18 protein-coding genes and 1 pseudogene are annotated in these 14388 nt (G+C 45.9%); 6 read left to right on the top strand and 13 right to left on the bottom strand.

The window, feature by feature from the left end:
- Nucleotides 1–106: 106 nt before the first annotated feature.
- The 3 genes from nusB to HMPREF3052_RS07005 all read right to left on the bottom strand — a co-directional run bounded on the left by nusB (nucleotide 107) and on the right by HMPREF3052_RS07005 (nucleotide 1551).
- Nucleotides 107–535: a transcription antitermination factor NusB gene (nusB, locus tag HMPREF3052_RS07015; RefSeq protein WP_049350952.1), complete on the bottom strand. Its 429-nt coding sequence runs from the start codon at nucleotides 533–535 to the stop codon at nucleotides 107–109.
- A 121-nt stretch (nucleotides 536–656) separates the two neighbouring features.
- The gene (gene ribH, locus HMPREF3052_RS07010; RefSeq protein ID WP_036493252.1) at nucleotides 657–1136 is read right to left on the bottom strand and encodes a 6,7-dimethyl-8-ribityllumazine synthase; all 480 of its coding nucleotides are present in this window, start codon (nucleotides 1134–1136) and stop codon (nucleotides 657–659) included.
- A gap of 91 nt (nucleotides 1137–1227) precedes the next feature.
- Nucleotides 1228–1551, bottom strand: a complete 324-nt coding sequence (locus HMPREF3052_RS07005; RefSeq protein ID WP_070749529.1) for a DUF2185 domain-containing protein — start codon at nucleotides 1549–1551, stop codon at nucleotides 1228–1230.
- Between the two features lie 253 nt (nucleotides 1552–1804).
- Here HMPREF3052_RS07005 and rnc point away from each other — a divergent pair, with 253 nt between their 5' ends.
- Both rnc and era read left to right on the top strand, forming a co-directional pair.
- The gene (gene rnc / locus HMPREF3052_RS07000) at nucleotides 1805–2524 is read left to right on the top strand and encodes a ribonuclease III (protein ID WP_003748556.1); all 720 of its coding nucleotides are present in this window, start codon (nucleotides 1805–1807) and stop codon (nucleotides 2522–2524) included.
- Nucleotides 2525–2589: 65 nt separating this feature from the next.
- On the top strand, nucleotides 2590–3519 hold the full coding sequence (gene era, locus HMPREF3052_RS06995) for a GTPase Era (protein ID WP_070749313.1): 930 nt from the start codon (nucleotides 2590–2592) through the stop codon (nucleotides 3517–3519).
- Between the two features lie 57 nt (nucleotides 3520–3576).
- On the opposite strand, the gene coaBC is transcribed toward era, so the two are convergent.
- From coaBC to HMPREF3052_RS06955, 7 genes are all read right to left on the bottom strand, one after another.
- Complete coding sequence (coaBC, locus tag HMPREF3052_RS06990; protein ID WP_070749528.1) at nucleotides 3577–4755, bottom strand: bifunctional phosphopantothenoylcysteine decarboxylase/phosphopantothenate--cysteine ligase CoaBC; 1179 nt, start codon at nucleotides 4753–4755, stop codon at nucleotides 3577–3579.
- 287 nt (nucleotides 4756–5042) lie between these two features.
- Entirely contained in the window at nucleotides 5043–5714 is a 672-nt protein-coding gene (locus tag HMPREF3052_RS06985; protein WP_070749312.1) for a hypothetical protein, read from the bottom strand.
- Between the two features lie 13 nt (nucleotides 5715–5727).
- Nucleotides 5728–6318 carry a hypothetical protein gene (locus HMPREF3052_RS06980; protein ID WP_141756621.1) on the bottom strand — a complete coding sequence of 197 codons (591 nt, stop codon included), beginning with the start codon at nucleotides 6316–6318 and terminating at the stop codon, nucleotides 5728–5730.
- Nucleotide 6319: 1 nt separating this feature from the next.
- Nucleotides 6320–6637: a Mor transcription activator family protein gene (locus HMPREF3052_RS06975; protein ID WP_070749310.1), complete on the bottom strand. Its 318-nt coding sequence runs from the start codon at nucleotides 6635–6637 to the stop codon at nucleotides 6320–6322.
- 257 nt (nucleotides 6638–6894) lie between these two features.
- Nucleotides 6895–7209 carry a hypothetical protein gene (locus HMPREF3052_RS06970; RefSeq protein WP_070749309.1) on the bottom strand — a complete coding sequence of 105 codons (315 nt, stop codon included), beginning with the start codon at nucleotides 7207–7209 and terminating at the stop codon, nucleotides 6895–6897.
- A gap of 125 nt (nucleotides 7210–7334) precedes the next feature.
- Nucleotides 7335–7586: a hypothetical protein gene (locus tag HMPREF3052_RS06965; protein ID WP_070749308.1), complete on the bottom strand. Its 252-nt coding sequence runs from the start codon at nucleotides 7584–7586 to the stop codon at nucleotides 7335–7337.
- A gap of 508 nt (nucleotides 7587–8094) precedes the next feature.
- Nucleotides 8095–8376: a hypothetical protein gene (locus tag HMPREF3052_RS06955; protein ID WP_070749306.1), complete on the bottom strand. Its 282-nt coding sequence runs from the start codon at nucleotides 8374–8376 to the stop codon at nucleotides 8095–8097.
- 650 nt (nucleotides 8377–9026) lie between these two features.
- Here HMPREF3052_RS06955 and HMPREF3052_RS06950 point away from each other — a divergent pair.
- Both HMPREF3052_RS06950 and HMPREF3052_RS11635 read left to right on the top strand, forming a co-directional pair.
- Nucleotides 9027–9329: a phage tail assembly protein gene (locus HMPREF3052_RS06950; RefSeq protein WP_070749305.1), complete on the top strand. Its 303-nt coding sequence runs from the start codon at nucleotides 9027–9029 to the stop codon at nucleotides 9327–9329.
- The gene (locus HMPREF3052_RS11635) at nucleotides 9307–9459 is read left to right on the top strand and encodes a GpE family phage tail protein (RefSeq protein ID WP_070749304.1); all 153 of its coding nucleotides are present in this window, start codon (nucleotides 9307–9309) and stop codon (nucleotides 9457–9459) included. The genes HMPREF3052_RS06950 and HMPREF3052_RS11635 overlap by 23 nt, the downstream gene beginning before the upstream one ends.
- On the opposite strand, the gene HMPREF3052_RS06940 is transcribed toward HMPREF3052_RS11635, so the two are convergent.
- Nucleotides 9454–9756, bottom strand: coding sequence for a hypothetical protein (locus tag HMPREF3052_RS06940; protein ID WP_070749303.1), 303 nt, complete (start codon nucleotides 9754–9756; stop codon nucleotides 9454–9456). The two genes, HMPREF3052_RS11635 and HMPREF3052_RS06940, sit on opposite strands and share 6 nt — an antisense overlap.
- A gap of 48 nt (nucleotides 9757–9804) precedes the next feature.
- Here HMPREF3052_RS06940 and HMPREF3052_RS06935 point away from each other — a divergent pair, with 48 nt between their 5' ends.
- Together HMPREF3052_RS06935 and HMPREF3052_RS11410 are read left to right on the top strand one after the other, a co-directional pair.
- On the top strand, nucleotides 9805–12501 hold the full coding sequence (locus tag HMPREF3052_RS06935; protein ID WP_070749302.1) for a phage tail tape measure protein: 2697 nt from the start codon (nucleotides 9805–9807) through the stop codon (nucleotides 12499–12501).
- 18 nt (nucleotides 12502–12519) lie between these two features.
- Nucleotides 12520–12813: pseudogene (locus tag HMPREF3052_RS11410) on the top strand (phage virion morphogenesis protein); the annotation flags it as partial.
- 135 nt (nucleotides 12814–12948) lie between these two features.
- On the opposite strand, the gene HMPREF3052_RS06925 reads toward HMPREF3052_RS11410, so the two are convergent.
- Nucleotides 12949–13950 carry a hypothetical protein gene (locus HMPREF3052_RS06925; protein WP_283126965.1) on the bottom strand — a complete coding sequence of 334 codons (1002 nt, stop codon included), beginning with the start codon at nucleotides 13948–13950 and terminating at the stop codon, nucleotides 12949–12951.
- Nucleotides 13923–14117, bottom strand: a complete 195-nt coding sequence (locus HMPREF3052_RS12065; RefSeq protein WP_224783471.1) for a hypothetical protein — start codon at nucleotides 14115–14117, stop codon at nucleotides 13923–13925. The genes HMPREF3052_RS06925 and HMPREF3052_RS12065 overlap by 28 nt, the downstream gene beginning before the upstream one ends.
- Between the last annotated feature and the right edge of the window lie 271 nt (nucleotides 14118–14388).

Raw genomic sequence — 14388 nt, 5'->3', positions numbered from 1 at the left:
AAAGGCCGTCTGAATTTCAGACGGCCTTTTTGATGGTTTGGCTGTATAAGGACATTAGCTTAAACAGGGCAAAGATCGGTAATCCCGACCTGATGCGAAGTCAATCTTAGCCTTTGCGGCGCGGTTCGTCAGGGCGGATGCGTGAAGCCAGTTGGTCGAGGATGCCGTTGACGAATTTATGGCCATCGGTGCCGCCGAAAGTTTTGGTGACTTCGATGGCTTCGTTGATGATGACAGGGTAGGGGGTTTCAGGCATGGTGCTCAGCTCATGGCAGGCAACCAGCAAAACGGCGCGTTCGATAGGACTGAGGTCTTTTTCGTCGCGGTCGAGCAGGGGGCTGATTTTTTCCATGTATTCTTCGGCATGGGTTTGTGCGCCGAAAAACAGTTTGTTGAACAGCTCTTCATCCATATTGGATGTTTGGGACAGTTCGTGGATGTTTTTGGCGATTTCGGGAGCGGCTGTTTTGTTGATGCCTGCTTGATAAATAGCTTGTACGGCAAGCTCGCGTGCGCGGCGGCGTGGGCTTTTCATGGGTATTCCTTGTGAAGAGAGTGCCGATGGTTGTCGGCTGAATATTGAATGATTCAGACGGCCTCAATGTCATGATTGAGAGGCCGTCTGAAAATATGCGGTATTCAATACGGGGAGAAGCTTATTCTTCGTCGTCTTCGTATTGTTCTGACAAAAGATGGTTGACCAAGTTGGCACATTCTACGGCAACTTTGGCGGCATCGGAGGCTTTTTCTTCAATGCGTGCAACGGCTTGTTCGTCGTTTTCAGTCGTCAGGATAGCGTTAGCGATAGGGATGTTGTAGTCAAGGGCAACGCGGCTGACACCTGCGCCGGACTCATTGGATACCAATTCAAAGTGGTAGGTTTCGCCACGAATGACAACGCCGATGGCAATCAGGGCATCGAATTGTTCGGATGAAGCGAGGTTCATCAGCGCGATAGGCACTTCAAGCGCGCCGGGAACGGTGGCAAGCGTGATGTTGTCTTCGGATACGCCCAATTCTTTTAAGGTGCGGCAGCAAACTTTGACCATTTCGCTGCCGATTTCGTTGGTAAAGCGGGCTTGAACGATGCCGATGCGCAGGTTGGTGCCATCGAGGCGTGGTTCGATAATGTTCATGATGATTCCTTCAATATTTGTGAAATAGGGATTCGGCTCGGTTTCAGACGGCCTTGTTATGAAGGGGGCCGTCTGAAACGAAATGGGTGGGTTATTCTTGCGGCTGCCAATCGGCAACGGCTTGGAACTCGCCGTCTTCGTTCAATTCCCACGCGCTGCCTTCTGCCTGAGTCAGCAGGGGCGCGATGTCGGGGTTGTCTGCGGTAATGGCGGAGAGGCTGACAATGCTGAAGTTGTCGGGATTGTCGGTGTATTCGTCGGTTTCGTCGCCGCTGAAAATACGCCAGCCGCTGTCGTTTTCAAATACGGGGGCTTCACGGTAGAGGAAGCCGACGGGCTCGCCTCGTTCGGCGACGGTGTTGGTGACGATGCAGCGGTCGAGCGCTGCGGCCAATGCTTGGGCAAATTTGTTCATGGAGTTGACAAAGAGATGATTTGGCATGATTTTACACGATTCGCCGCTTTTCCGCACGGATGTGTGCAGGGGCGGTTTGATGGTACAATGTCGGCAAGTGCCGTCAGGTTTGAACGTGACGGCTTTTGATTGTTTATCGGCTTGAGGGACGCAAGAAACAATGAGCCAAAATAAAAAAGTTGCCGGTGTAGCCTTTTTATTTTGTTTCACTGCGGATGAGGCGTACTTTCCGGCTGTTTTTTGAAAGTATGGAATGAAACCTGATTTGCTCAAACAGCAGGCGCATCGAGCGATTCAAAAGCGTCTGGGCTATGAGTTCCGCAATATGGAGCTGCTTCAGCAGGCTTTGACCCACCGCAGCTACAATGCCAAACACAATGAGCGTTTTGAATTTGTCGGCGATTCGATTTTGAACTATTCCGTGGCGCGGATGTTGTTTGACGCGTTTCCGAAATTGTCGGAAGGCGAGTTGTCGCGGATGCGCGCGGCTTTGGTGAATGAAGGCGTGTTGGCTGAAATCGCGTTGGAAATGAATGTCGGCGACGGTTTGTATTTGGGTGCCGGCGAGTTGAAGAGCGGCGGTTTCAGACGGCCTTCGATTTTGGCCGATGCGATGGAGGCGATGTTTGCGGCGGTCAGTTTTGACGCGGATTTTTCTGCGGCGGAAAAAGTGGTTCGCCATTTGTTTGCGGAACGCGTGAAACGTGCGGATTTGAATATCGGCAAGAAAGACAGTAAAACCGCTTTGCAGGAAGCCTTGCAGGCACGCCGCTTTGCCCTGCCGAAATACCGAATCGAAGAGCAGGCGGAGCAAACGGCTGATGCGATGTTTGTGATTTCCTGTGATTTGGGCGAACTCGGTTTCATCTGTAACGCACGCGGCAGCAGTCGGAAAGTAGCCGAGCAAAAAGCGGCATGTGAAGCCTTAGAATGGTTGGAACAGAAGTTTCCTTTGAAAAAATCTAAAAAATAATACTTTAGACGGCCTTTGAGAAAATGCAAAGGCCGTCTGAAACAATCCAAGAAAGTCATCTATAAATGGATATCGAAACCTTTTTGCAGAACGAGTCGCAACACCCGACGGATTATCGTTGCGGCTTTGTGGCCATCGTGGGTCGTCCTAATGTCGGCAAATCCACGCTGATGAACCATTTAATCGGTCAGAAAATTAGTATTACCAGTAAAAAAGCACAAACCACGCGCAACCGTGTAACTGGTATTTACACCGACGACACGGCGCAATTTGTGTTTGTCGATACGCCGGGTTTTCAAACCAATCACCGCAATGCTTTGAATGACCGTCTTAATCAAAACGTAACCGAAGCGTTGAGCGGCGTGGACGTGGTAATTTTTGTGGTGGAAGCCATGCGCTTTACCGATGCCGACCGCGTGGTACTGAAGCAGTTGCCTAAGCATACGCCTGTGGTATTGGTGGTCAATAAAATCGATAAAGATAAAGCCAAAGATAAATTTGCGCTTGAGGCGTTTATCAATGAAGTACGCCAAGAGTTTGAATTTGCCGCCAGCGAGGCAGTCAGCGCGAAACATGGCCTGCGTATTGCCAATCTGTTGGAACTGCTCAAGCCTTATCTGCCGGAAAGTATCCCGATGTATCCGGAAGATATGGTCACGGACAAATCCAGCCGATTCCTGGCGATGGAAATTGTGCGTGAAAAACTGTTCCGCTATTTGGGCGAAGAGCTGCCGTATGCGATGAATGTTGAAGTGGAGCAGTTTGAGGAAGAGGAAAGCGGACTGTTCCGCATTCATATCGCTGTGTTGGTCGATAAAGACAGCCAAAAGGCGATTTTGATTGGCAAGGGTGGGGAGAAATTGAAGAAAATTTCTACTGAAGCCCGCCTTGATATGGAAAAATTGTTTGATACCAAAGTTTTTTTGAAGATTTGGGTGAAAGTAAAATCCGGTTGGGCAGATGATATTCGTTTTCTGCGCGAATTGGGTTTGTAATTTGATGTGTTTGAACAAAAGGCCGTCTGAAAAACTTTCAGACGGCCTTTTGTTTGATTAAGTCAACAATTCAGCCAGGCGTTTGACGATTTCATCCGCTGCTTGGCGTTTGGATGTTTCCGGAAATGAAGTTTCGGCAAGGTCATCAATAATGGTGATTTGATTGGTTGGCTTACCCATGGAAACGGAAACTTGGTTGGCTACCAGCATCGGTACGTTTTTGCGCAAACGTTTTGCCCGTGCAAATTTCAAAACCTGATGGCTTTCGGCAGCAAAGCCAACGCAGAATGGTGGAGAAGGCAGGGCGGCAACGGATGCGAGAATATCTGGATTTTCCGTCAGTTCGATAACCGGGGGCTGATTACCGTTTTTCTTCAGTTTCTCGTTGCTGCTGTTTTTGACTTTATAGTCTGCAACGGCTGCAACGGAAATAAAGACATCCTGCTCATGGATATGGCGGTGAACTGCCTGATACATGGCTTCTGCGCTGACAGCTTGTTCGAAATGAGCCAAGCCTGCTGGCAAGGCCGTCTGAATTTGACCGTAAATCAGCGTGACTTTCGCTCCGGCAGCACGGCACGCGCGCGCTAAAGCCATGCCCATTTGTCCGCTGGAAATATTGGTAATGCCGCGGACAGGATCAATGGCTTCAAACGTTGCGCCGGCTGTAATCAGAACTTTTTTGCCGCTCAGTAGCTTGGGTGTCCATAAATCTTCTAGCAAATCTGCCAGATCGACCGCTTCGACCATTCTGCCTGTACCTGTTTCACCGCAAGCCTGTTCGCCGCTGTTTGGGTAAAACACGGTAATGCCGTCTGAAACCAGTTGCTCAATATTGCGCAGGTTGGCAGGGTTGTTCCACATTTCGACATTCATTGCAGGTGCAACGGCCAAAGGACATTTTCTAGCTGCCACCAAGTTGGTCAGTAGATTATCAGCTAATCCATTGGCAATTTTGGCAATCGTATTGGCAGTGGCTGGCGCAATAAGAAATGCGTCGGCTTCACGCGTCAGATTGATGTGCGCCATGCCATTATTGGAAGCACCTGAATAGGTATCCGATAAAACAGGGTTGCCAGTTAAAGCTTGGAAAGTCAGTGGGGAGACAAATTCTGTCGCAGAATCCGTCATCACTACTGATACAGAATGTCCTTGCTTTTTCAGCAGCCTGACCAGTTCGCAAGATTTATACGCCGCAATACCGCCGGTAATGCCGAGGAGAATGTGTTTGCTCATAAATAACAGGCTCATTAAATGAGATATATAGGAATCAAATCAAATTATATTTGTTCGATGTTGATTCTGGCCAGTTTTGCTTTAATCGCATTGCCATATCTCTTCGGCAAAAATGCTGAAACCTGAAGCCACGCGAGAAATTACGCGCTAATTTTTGAGAAAAACACTTTTTAAACTTATTTCACACGCTGCAATAATGTTTCAAATCCTGCCAAACAAAGGCAGGATTTTTTTATGTTACATTAGTTATTATCTATAATTTGCGAGAAACAGGCGGGTTTGCTCGTCTAATTCGATCGGTGCGGGTGCAGTTGCTTCGTTAAATTCACTAATGCCTCGTCTAGGCCTGCCAAGCACGCCTGCATGTCTTCTATTTCGGTTTGCAGGTCTGCAATGGTTTCGCGGCGTTCGGAAATGCTCGGCAGTTCTTCGTTTCCCCATTTTGAACCGATGGCGGTTTCAATGGTTTGCATAATTCGGCTGTGAACCGCATCGGGGACGAAGTAACAAAGTGTGCTTAATGTACGGTCTTCTCCATGGCTGAAAAAATTGCCTGATAAGAATTCGCCGTGTGCCGCGCGGAAGCCGGAGAAAATCCAGTTTTCGCGCAATGTACCGTATTCCTTTCTGCCTATTGTGTGTGTTTCAAGCTCATTTAAAGGCATATTGCTGTAACTCGGTATTTCAATCGCGGCGTTTTCGCCGAAACCGCGCCGTTCGCTCGTCAAGAGGTCAATCAAAATCTGTTCTGCCTGTTTGCTCTCGGCGGCAATATGTTCTTTCAGTAATAGGCTGAAATCCGTCTTGCTTACGGGCATATCGCGCAAGCGTTTGATTTCGCTTTTCAGTTTTTCAATTTGCCCCGCTACATCTTCACGTTCCTTACGGATTGCGGCGGCCTGATTTTGAAAGGCTTGTAGTGCAGATTTTGCAGATTCAATGGCTTTTGTTTTGTTCATGGTGTTTGGTCTTTCATCGGTAGTTCGTCAAATGAATACAGGCTTTCACGGCCTGATAATAGGTTACATCGGGATGTTGCTTTTGATATTCTCGGGCTAAATAATCCAGCTTTTGCGATTCGTTTTGGAAGATTGGCAGTTTGGATTCGGAAAAATCAATATCCATTTCAAATGTGATGTATGGTGTGGATATTTCAGAAAAATTCAGCGGTTCCATACCTTTAACAGCTGGATTATTCAAAAAGGCAATGTGATTCAGTTTTAGGCCACTGGGAAAGGGGTCAAACCCTGCTGAAACGTGCCTATACATGCCTTTTCTTACCATGCTCAACAATTCTGCGGTAATAAAGGCATTGGCATACAGATTTTTGCCATCAAATCCCAATTCATGAACTAGTCCAAGCGGCTTTAACCCTTTGGGGAATTTCCCAATTTCGCGGTATTCTCCATGCCCGATAAACAAAGCGGCGCGGCCATTGGTGCGGCTGTTGTGTTCGTCGGCAATATCTTTCAGCATTTGCGCGGAAAACTGGCGACGCCGTCCTTTAGAATCCCAGTGCGTTCCCACACGGAAAATCTGAAAGCGTTTCAGAGATAAATTCATTTCAACCTACTTTCAAAATTCGGTAGACTTGTTGCAATGAAATACCGTATTTAGAGGCTAATTCACCACACGAATAATTACCTGTTTCAAAATCGGCAATGATTGAAAGACGGCGTTCTGCGGACGAATTTGAATGCCCGTTTCTAAAGTAAATCAGTTGTCCGCCAAAGGTTTCAGATATGCCGTCCGAAACGGCCAAAGCTGCCGCAGCAACAACCGATTTAGGAACGGCGCGCTGATTTAAAACTTCGGTTACTTTATCGGCAATGTAGGTTAAAACTTCATCACCTTTGATATTTGTTCTTGATTTACTGCCCATTTTCAAATTCCTGTTTTGAGAATTAAAGTTTCCCCGCCGCCTGTAATATTCAAGCCATGAATCGGGTAGATGGCCGCTGCATTTTTGTCAGAATGCCTTGCCACTAATTTATTAATACAAATTAAAATCCGCCAAAGGCTTATTCTTTTAATCTATCCCTATCTTCTGAAATCATCGGATAGTCAGTTGTTAGATTGGGTTACAAAAAGCGTATTGCCGGAATTCCTAGAGAATCAGCGCAATGCGCTTTTTCTCTTTTATTTCAAATAAAAATCCAAGCGTTCTCGCAATGCCGAATTTAATGATTGCCCATTGTCGTATTCGCTGAATTCAACGCATGTTTCAGGCATTTCCGCAAAATCCAAAGCGTGAACAAACAAAGCACGGTCACGCGGCATCAGGCGGCCTTCCCGTATCAGGTTCTCAACAAATTCCGCATTATCTGCATGCAGTTTGCCCCATTTTTCCCTTGCCTGTTTGTCATGGAAAGCCGCTAATTCCGCCTGTGCTGTTTTAGCCCGAATTTCCGCTTCACGTCGGGCATTTTGTGCTGCTTCTAAGTAGTTGTTCATCAAAATTTCCCTTTCCTATCGCCATTTAACACATATTAAAGCGATATTCAGGCGATTGCGTTTTAAAGCGCATTAAAAAAACAGCCCATACCGTTTTCAGGTATGGACTGTTTATACAATCTGGATTATTCGCAATTCCAAGACAGGCTTTGTTCCAGCGTTTCGGCGGCAAAATGCAGCGTGTTGAATAACTGTTCTTCCCGCTTGTCGCCGCCGCGTGAATAGCAGGACATAGCCGCCAACATATCGGCAATATGCGCTATCTGCCGGTATGCCGCTTCGTTCAGCTTGTAAATATTATTTTGGCCGTCATACAGGCATTGCGGCGCATCGGAATCTTGGAAGTTTTTCAGAGTATCGGTTTGAGAGGTTTTCATGATATGGCCTTTCTATTCTTATCGGTTGATGCCGCCTTTCCGTTCTCACACGGCGAGGCGGCAGACAAAGGGCAAGGTGTGAGAAACCGGCAGAATAGAACCGGTGGGCAGATGCCCGCCTTGCCCCTGCCTACCATAAGAAAAAGGCACACTAGGGGAAATGCAAACGTAAAAAATCCGCATCTTGTTTGGACTGAAGCCAAACCAATCAGGCGGTGTTTGCCTATTCTGTATCAGCTTCTCACGGCTGGCTGCTCTATTGAAAGCAGCGGATTCATTATTATGCGCTTGCGCTGAAAAGTCAAGCGGTATTTTGCAGCAAATTTGAAAATGCACGCCAGCGTGCATTTTGGGGAATGTTTGGGAAACAAATCTTTGCCGATGTCGGCAAAGATTCAAATGCGACGACGTCGTCGCATTTCGTTTTAGCTGCAACTTTTCCTGATGTCCGGAAAAGTTCAAATGTAACGCCGGCGTTACATTTCCTGATTGGGCTGTTGATACCTGATTAAAGGTGTAAAACGGACGCTGGCGTCCGTTTTGATTGACGTATCACATACAAATTACCCGACATCGGGTAATCTGCCCAAATGTGCCGCTGGCGGCACATTTGGACATTTGACTTACCGTCTTTGAGGTGAATCTTTCCCGCCAGCGGGAAAGATTCAAAAGCGACGCCGGCGTCGCTTTTAGAAGTAAAACTAAATAAATACTTGATTTTTATATATTTAAATTTACTGCTGGCGGTAAATTTGGAAAATACTGCTTCAAAATGGACGACATCGTCCATTTTTAAATGCGACGACGTCGTCGCATTTGTTGCCGAAATATCCGAAACAAAAAGTCCCGACGTCGGGACTTTTTCAACAGGCCGCCTGAAAATCGGGTAGGTTACCGTCTTTCAAATGTGACGCCAGCGTCACATTTGACCTGTTTGCCTTGTATTTTTGGAACTGCTTAAATCCGCCGTTTTCAGGCTTGTTTGCATTCAGACAGCCTAAGTTGCGTTTTGTACATTTCCCATCGGTCAGGCGCATTCCTGACCGACTTAAAAACGATTTTGCCGTCGGTTTTAGATTGCAAATCGAAAAGGAAAGCGCAAAAGTTGCGACATCGCAACTTTTGCCTATCTCAAACGGCTGTTTGATGCGTCTAAAGCGGAGCGGCGTTCAAGTTTTTAGCCGTGCAAATTTTCCGACGTCGGAAAATTTGGGTAATTTATTTTAAAAATGGACACTGGCGGCCGTTTTCAAATGCGACGACGTCGTCGCATTTGGTGATATGGAAACATCGGGTAAAATTACCGATGTCGATAATTTTGAAACAGGCCGTCTGAATTTCAGACGGCCTGTTTGCTTTTTTTAAAGAGTATTAATGTTTGCCAGAATATAGCTGACTTATATTTGTCTCGTTGTATTAATACCCATTAAAGGAACAGACATGAATCAAATGCAGGTAAAAAACGAAGCGGCAAACATCCAATCGGTAAAATTGGACTACCCTATCCGTATTCACACGGCAAACGGTGAAAAACTGTTGGAATCGTTGCCCGTCCGCCGTTTGACCGTGGGCGATTTGCGCGCGGTTGCCGGTTTGAAAACCGATGCGGAACAGGAACTGGCCATGATGGCTCGTATTACGGGCTTGGTGCCGGAAGATTTGGATTTGCTGGATTTGGCCGATTATCAGAAATTGCAGCTCTTTTTTCGCAATTCCGCAGGTGGAACCGGCGGAACTGAATAAAGCGGTTTCTGATTTGGCGTGGTGGTACGGTTGGCCGCCTGAAGTGATGTACCGCATGACTTTAGCGGAATTTAACGGCTGGCTGGAACAGGCAACGCGCCAAATCAAAGCAGGATATGTGAAATCATGATGTTTTCGGGCGGTTGGCGATAGCCAATGCGCCCGAAAATACTATGGAGAACAGGTAGGCAGCCAAAGCGGTTGCCGGAGATGCGCAGATTAAGACAAACAGGCCGATAAAGACGGCAAAAACAGCGGAGAAAACAGGGCTGGCCGCATCAAACAGGCCTGAAAATATCCAGATAAACAGTCCGGCATTGAAAAGGCAAAAGATTACCTTGCCTGTGATTTCGACATAGTCGGAAAAATCCAAAGGCAGATTGTCTGTTTCGGTATGGCCGTCTTCAAACTGATGTTGTGTTGTCATGATTTTGCCGTCCTTTCCATCAATTAATTTTCCAAACAGGAAGCTGAAATGTCAAGTGAATTAGCAGTCAGTGTTGTTATCGGTGCGGGTATCCGTGCAGGTTTTTCTTCAATTTTCGGACGTGCGAAGAATACCGTTAAGGAATTGGGAAGCGAAATCCAAAACGTAACACGCAAGCAGGAATCTTTGGGCAAGTCTATTGCCAAAGGTTTGGCAACCGGAAAAAGCAGCTTAGGGGTGATGCGCGCCCAATACGATTTATTAGGTAAGTCCATTGAAAAAGCGCAGGCAGCTCAAAGAAAGCTGAATATTGCGCTTGGAAAGCAGGAAAAAGCCAAGGCATACCGAAGGGGCTTGCGAAGCGAGATGATGGATACTGCCGGTCATGGGGCGGTTGCCGCCGCGCCCATTATTTCGTCGGTCAAAATCTTTCTGAAAGAAGAATCTGCCGAAACCGATTTAAAAATGGCCATGCAGAAATCAAACGGCAGTTTTGGTGCATTTGAAACGGTTCGCAGGGAGGTCGTGAAACTGGGAAAAGAATTGCCGGGAACAACCGCAGATTTCTTCCGCCTTGGAAAGGCTTTGAAATCCCAAGGTTTATCAGATTCTTTGCTGACAAACGGCGGTTTGCATACATCTGCAAAGCTGAATACCGTGATGCAGATGAATCAAGAGGAAGGCGGCGCGTTCTTTGCTAAATTGATTGAAGCGCGGGGGTTGAACGAAAGTGAATTTGCCAAAGCCGCAGATATAACGCAGCGGGCTTATTTCGGTTTCGGCATGAATAAAGAAGACATGTTCGAATCGATGAAATACAACGCGCCAACGATGAATATGCTGAATCTCAAAGGATTGGGCAATTATGAAAAGATGATGGCCATCGAAGGTATGGGCGCACAAGTCGGATTGGAAGGCAGCCAGTTCGGTACAAATTTCTCCATGATGCTTGACCAAATGGCAGCAGGACCGAAACAGCTTGCTATGGCCAAAAGCGGTATGAAAAAAATTGCCAAAGATATTTTGGAAAAATCCAATGTTGATTTTGAATTTTTCGATAAGTCAGGAAAATTCAAAGGCTTGGAAGGCATGATTTCAGAGTTGGAAAAGCTAAAAAAAATCAAACAGGAACAGGGAGACGAAGCCGCTTCAATTGTGGCTGACGAATTGTTCGGAGCGCAAGCAAAACGGACGGCCTTAACTATTGCTGAAAAAGGTCGTGCCGGTTTGGAAGCGAATCTGAAACTGATGCGTGAACAGGCCGATTTAGATTCACGGATTGCCACGAAAACCGCAACTTTAGGGGCTGCTTTGGAAAGTTTGGGCGGTGTGGCCGAACATACGGCGGCTATTTTCGGCAGTGCTTTTGCACCTGATATTCAAAAATTTGCCAAAACCGCACAGGATTTTTTGGAAAATACTTTCCAGCCATGGCTTCAGCAAAACAAAGAACTGATTAAAACAGGCGCGGGATTATTTGCAGGTTTGTTTGCAGGGAAATTGGCTGTTTTAGGCCTTGCCTACGGGTTTAGTATGCTGATGATGCCCGTTCGTTCAGTAGGTATTGCCTTTGCCAAATTAAGTGCTTCATTCCGTCTTGTTCAACTAATGCGATTGGGTAAAGTCGGAAAAATGCAGATGTTTTTAAGAATGTTCGGAATGTCTGCCAAAACAGCAGCAAAAGCAAGTTCTTTGCTTTCTGCAACATGGCGCGGTGTGCTTTCCGTCGGTTCCCGTTTCCTTGGGGTCTTTAAAGGATTAGGTACTGTTTTAATGCGCGGATTGCCGTTGTTTAAAGCATTTGGACAAGGTTTGCTTGCCGGTTTCGGCGGCATGTTTAAAGTTTTTGGAATTTTTGCGCAAACAGTCGTTTTGAAACTGGTAAGATTTTTGCCTATGTTGAGTAATGCCTTTTTGATGTTGGGGCGGACATTATTGATGACACCGATTGGATTGGCATTTACCGCAATGGCAACAGCTGCATATTTGCTTTATACCAATTGGGATAGTGTTGTCGGCGGTGCTAAATTATTGTGGCAGGATTTAGGGAACTTGGTAGGAAATGTTGCCAATTCGGTAAGTATGTTTTTTAGTGCTGCATGGACAAATATTCAGGCTTTTTTCAGCAGTGGCATAGTGAACATATCTGCCCAAATTCTGAATTGGTCACCTATTGGATTATTTTATCAAACCTTTGCCGCCGTACTGAATTGGTTTGGCGTGACCTTGCCCGCAACATTTACCGGTTTTGGGCAAATGTTGATTACCGGTCTGATTAATGGAATTAAAGCTAAAGCAGCAGAAGCCATTGCGGTAATGAAGAATTTTGCGGCAAGGCTTCAGTTAGGATTTACCATTCCCAACAGAATACATTCCCCAAGTCGTGTATTTATGCAGTATGGCGGCTTTTTAATGGACGGCCTGAATATCGGATTAAAACGAGGGCAAACTCAACCTTTAAGCCAAATGAGCCGTTTATCAGACAAACTGCAAAATAGAATTGAAAATGCCGATTTGTCAGAAACTGCACTTCGATATTCTCAATTATCACAAGCTAGGCAAGATAAAGAAGCGGGCATACAAGGGCAAAGTATAGGTTCAAATGCTGTTACCATCTATTTCAACCCGACATACAATGTGAACAGTCAGAATTTTAATCCTAATGAAGCTGCAAAAATGACGATGCGTGATTTTGAAAATTTAATGAAACGCTATCAACACGACTTACAGCGTCGAGCTTACTAAAAATGACAAAGATGGAGCGGACAGCGGTGGAAACAAAGCCGTCGCGCCGCAGACGAGGGAGGCAAGACCCTGCAAAAAAGCGGGCAACTCGCCGCCAGCCTGACCACACAGGTTGGCAGCAACTATGCCCGCATCGGCAGCAACAAAAAATACGCCGCCATCCACCACCTCGGCGGCCAAGCGGGGCGCGGCCACAAAACCAACCTCCCCGCGCGCCCCTACCTCCCCATCAACGGCAACGGCGAACTCCAACCGGACGCCGAACGCCGAATCCTAGACATCGCCATTGCCGCACTCAAAAAAGGACTCTGACAACAAAAAACGGACGATAAAAAACCGTCCGTTTTTTGTTGCACTATTTGCAACTCTTTTTCACTTTTCCCATCCCGCCTCATCCCCCATCATCCCACTTCTTCCCATTTATCTCATCATTCCTATATATTTATCTCATTTGGTTTCAGAAACCGCTCCGTTTTTTACTTCAGTCACATAACTGCAGACTTTAAATTTAGGAACAACATTGAGCGAGTAGTCCGGATTGACCAAAGGCGAAGCACTGGAGTACAGCGTCCATTTTGCCAGGCTGCCGTCTTCACAATCAGTCGTTGCGTTAAAGCTGGTAACCCCTTCGCTGAAAGCGATTTGATAATTAGGGTAAAACTCGCCGGGAATTTCGTGTGCATTACAGAAATCAAATAATCTGTCATGTGCGAACAGATTCTGACGGATATAGGCCCACAATTCTTTTTCTAGAAAATCTTGGTCGGCAAAATGTCTGGAAGGGTAGCCCTCGTCGACAAAGTTTTGAATCCTTTCCTGCATATCTGGGACTGCACCCGCTTTAGCGCCCCACATACCTGCAAGAATTAGGGCGGTATGCGAGCCTGAGTCGCGAATAGTGTGGAATAGGGTGCCACTTTTTATCCATTCGGATACGGCCGCTGCATCACGATAACAAATAATAGAGTCTGCATCACGGAAAATAACGTATTCAACCTCAGGATCATTAATGGCAAGAAAGCGCCACATCGTACCCGGCCAGTTGTCCAATGGAGCGCCAACTTTAATTACTTCTGCTCCGTTATTTCTAAATCGTTGAATAGCTTCAGCCGATACAGAATCGTCGACATAAAAACGACATGTCCAACCGGGGAAAAGCACAGGTGCAAGCTGGGTATTTAAGACGGCAGGCTCAATATATTTGGAATTATTGCCAAATAAAGAAAAGGAGATAATCCGTTTGCCGTTTTTTGGAGCCGGTATCGGAATGATTTCATGCTCTAGGTCTGGAATAGCTTTATCTTTTAGGGCCAAAGCCTGATGACCGTAAAACCCGGTTTTTTCCCAATTATCTAGAGCGCCATAAGCGTGCGCAAGTAAATCCAAAGCAGGAATATAGGTACTATCCAGCTCTGGCGTTTTCATTTCAGCCTCAATGGCTTTTCCCATTTCAATTGCTTCAGATAGGCATAAGCAACTTTATGATGAAATTCTGCAGATTGCGGATTGAGAAGGCAAAGAATCTCGGCACGTTTTAGCGCTTCCTCGTAATTTTCCTCTTCGATAAAAGAGTGATATGCTTGTTCAAATTTTTGTTGAATCTTTTCGTCACTCATAATAGGGACTATTCTAGAATTTATGATTGTTTTATTGGAGAAAGTAGAGATTGTAAGAGTAGATGGGACTAAAGCGCCAGTAATATAGAGATATAGAGTGTTGAATGTGGCAATTAAGAGTAAAGCCACAGGGCTATTTATCTTAGGGTATCTGGTTTATCTATTGAATGATAAAATTCAATAAATTTTAAATTATTTAAATACAGATAGTTGTGAGAAATTTTTAATTTTTTTGAAATTGGGTGTTGACTGGTTTTGTTGTGAGGCGTAT

This window comes from Neisseria sp. HMSC056A03 (genome assembly GCF_001815685.1).
Lineage (GTDB): Bacteria > Pseudomonadota > Gammaproteobacteria > Burkholderiales > Neisseriaceae > Neisseria > Neisseria subflava.
This window is presented reverse-complemented; position numbering and strand designations above follow the sequence as displayed.

What these genes read in the sequence shown, in the direction of transcription:
- nusB (WP_049350952.1), bottom strand. Translation starts at nt 535, where the DNA reads ATGAAAAGCCCACGCCGCCGCGCACGCGAGCTTGCCGTACAAGCTATT.
- ribH (WP_036493252.1), bottom strand. Translation starts at nt 1,136, where the DNA reads ATGAACATTATCGAACCACGCCTCGATGGCACCAACCTGCGCATCGGC.
- HMPREF3052_RS07005 (WP_070749529.1), bottom strand. Translation starts at nt 1,551, where the DNA reads ATGAACAAATTTGCCCAAGCATTGGCCGCAGCGCTCGACCGCTGCATC.
- rnc (WP_003748556.1), top strand. Translation starts at nt 1,805, where the DNA reads ATGAAACCTGATTTGCTCAAACAGCAGGCGCATCGAGCGATTCAAAAG.
- era (WP_070749313.1), top strand. Translation starts at nt 2,590, where the DNA reads ATGGATATCGAAACCTTTTTGCAGAACGAGTCGCAACACCCGACGGAT.
- coaBC (WP_070749528.1), bottom strand. Translation starts at nt 4,755, where the DNA reads ATGAGCAAACACATTCTCCTCGGCATTACCGGCGGTATTGCGGCGTAT.
- HMPREF3052_RS06985 (WP_070749312.1), bottom strand. Translation starts at nt 5,714, where the DNA reads ATGAACAAAACAAAAGCCATTGAATCTGCAAAATCTGCACTACAAGCC.
- HMPREF3052_RS06980 (WP_141756621.1), bottom strand. Translation starts at nt 6,318, where the DNA reads ATGAATTTATCTCTGAAACGCTTTCAGATTTTCCGTGTGGGAACGCAC.
- HMPREF3052_RS06975 (WP_070749310.1), bottom strand. Translation starts at nt 6,637, where the DNA reads ATGGGCAGTAAATCAAGAACAAATATCAAAGGTGATGAAGTTTTAACC.
- HMPREF3052_RS06970 (WP_070749309.1), bottom strand. Translation starts at nt 7,209, where the DNA reads ATGAACAACTACTTAGAAGCAGCACAAAATGCCCGACGTGAAGCGGAA.
- HMPREF3052_RS06965 (WP_070749308.1), bottom strand. Translation starts at nt 7,586, where the DNA reads ATGAAAACCTCTCAAACCGATACTCTGAAAAACTTCCAAGATTCCGAT.
- HMPREF3052_RS06955 (WP_070749306.1), bottom strand. Translation starts at nt 8,376, where the DNA reads ATGGACGATGTCGTCCATTTTGAAGCAGTATTTTCCAAATTTACCGCC.
- HMPREF3052_RS06950 (WP_070749305.1), top strand. Translation starts at nt 9,027, where the DNA reads ATGAATCAAATGCAGGTAAAAAACGAAGCGGCAAACATCCAATCGGTA.
- HMPREF3052_RS06940 (WP_070749303.1), bottom strand. Translation starts at nt 9,756, where the DNA reads ATGACAACACAACATCAGTTTGAAGACGGCCATACCGAAACAGACAAT.
- HMPREF3052_RS06935 (WP_070749302.1), top strand. Translation starts at nt 9,805, where the DNA reads ATGTCAAGTGAATTAGCAGTCAGTGTTGTTATCGGTGCGGGTATCCGT.
- HMPREF3052_RS06925 (WP_283126965.1), bottom strand. Translation starts at nt 13,950, where the DNA reads ATGGGAAAAGCCATTGAGGCTGAAATGAAAACGCCAGAGCTGGATAGT.
- HMPREF3052_RS12065 (WP_224783471.1), bottom strand. Translation starts at nt 14,117, where the DNA reads ATGAGTGACGAAAAGATTCAACAAAAATTTGAACAAGCATATCACTCT.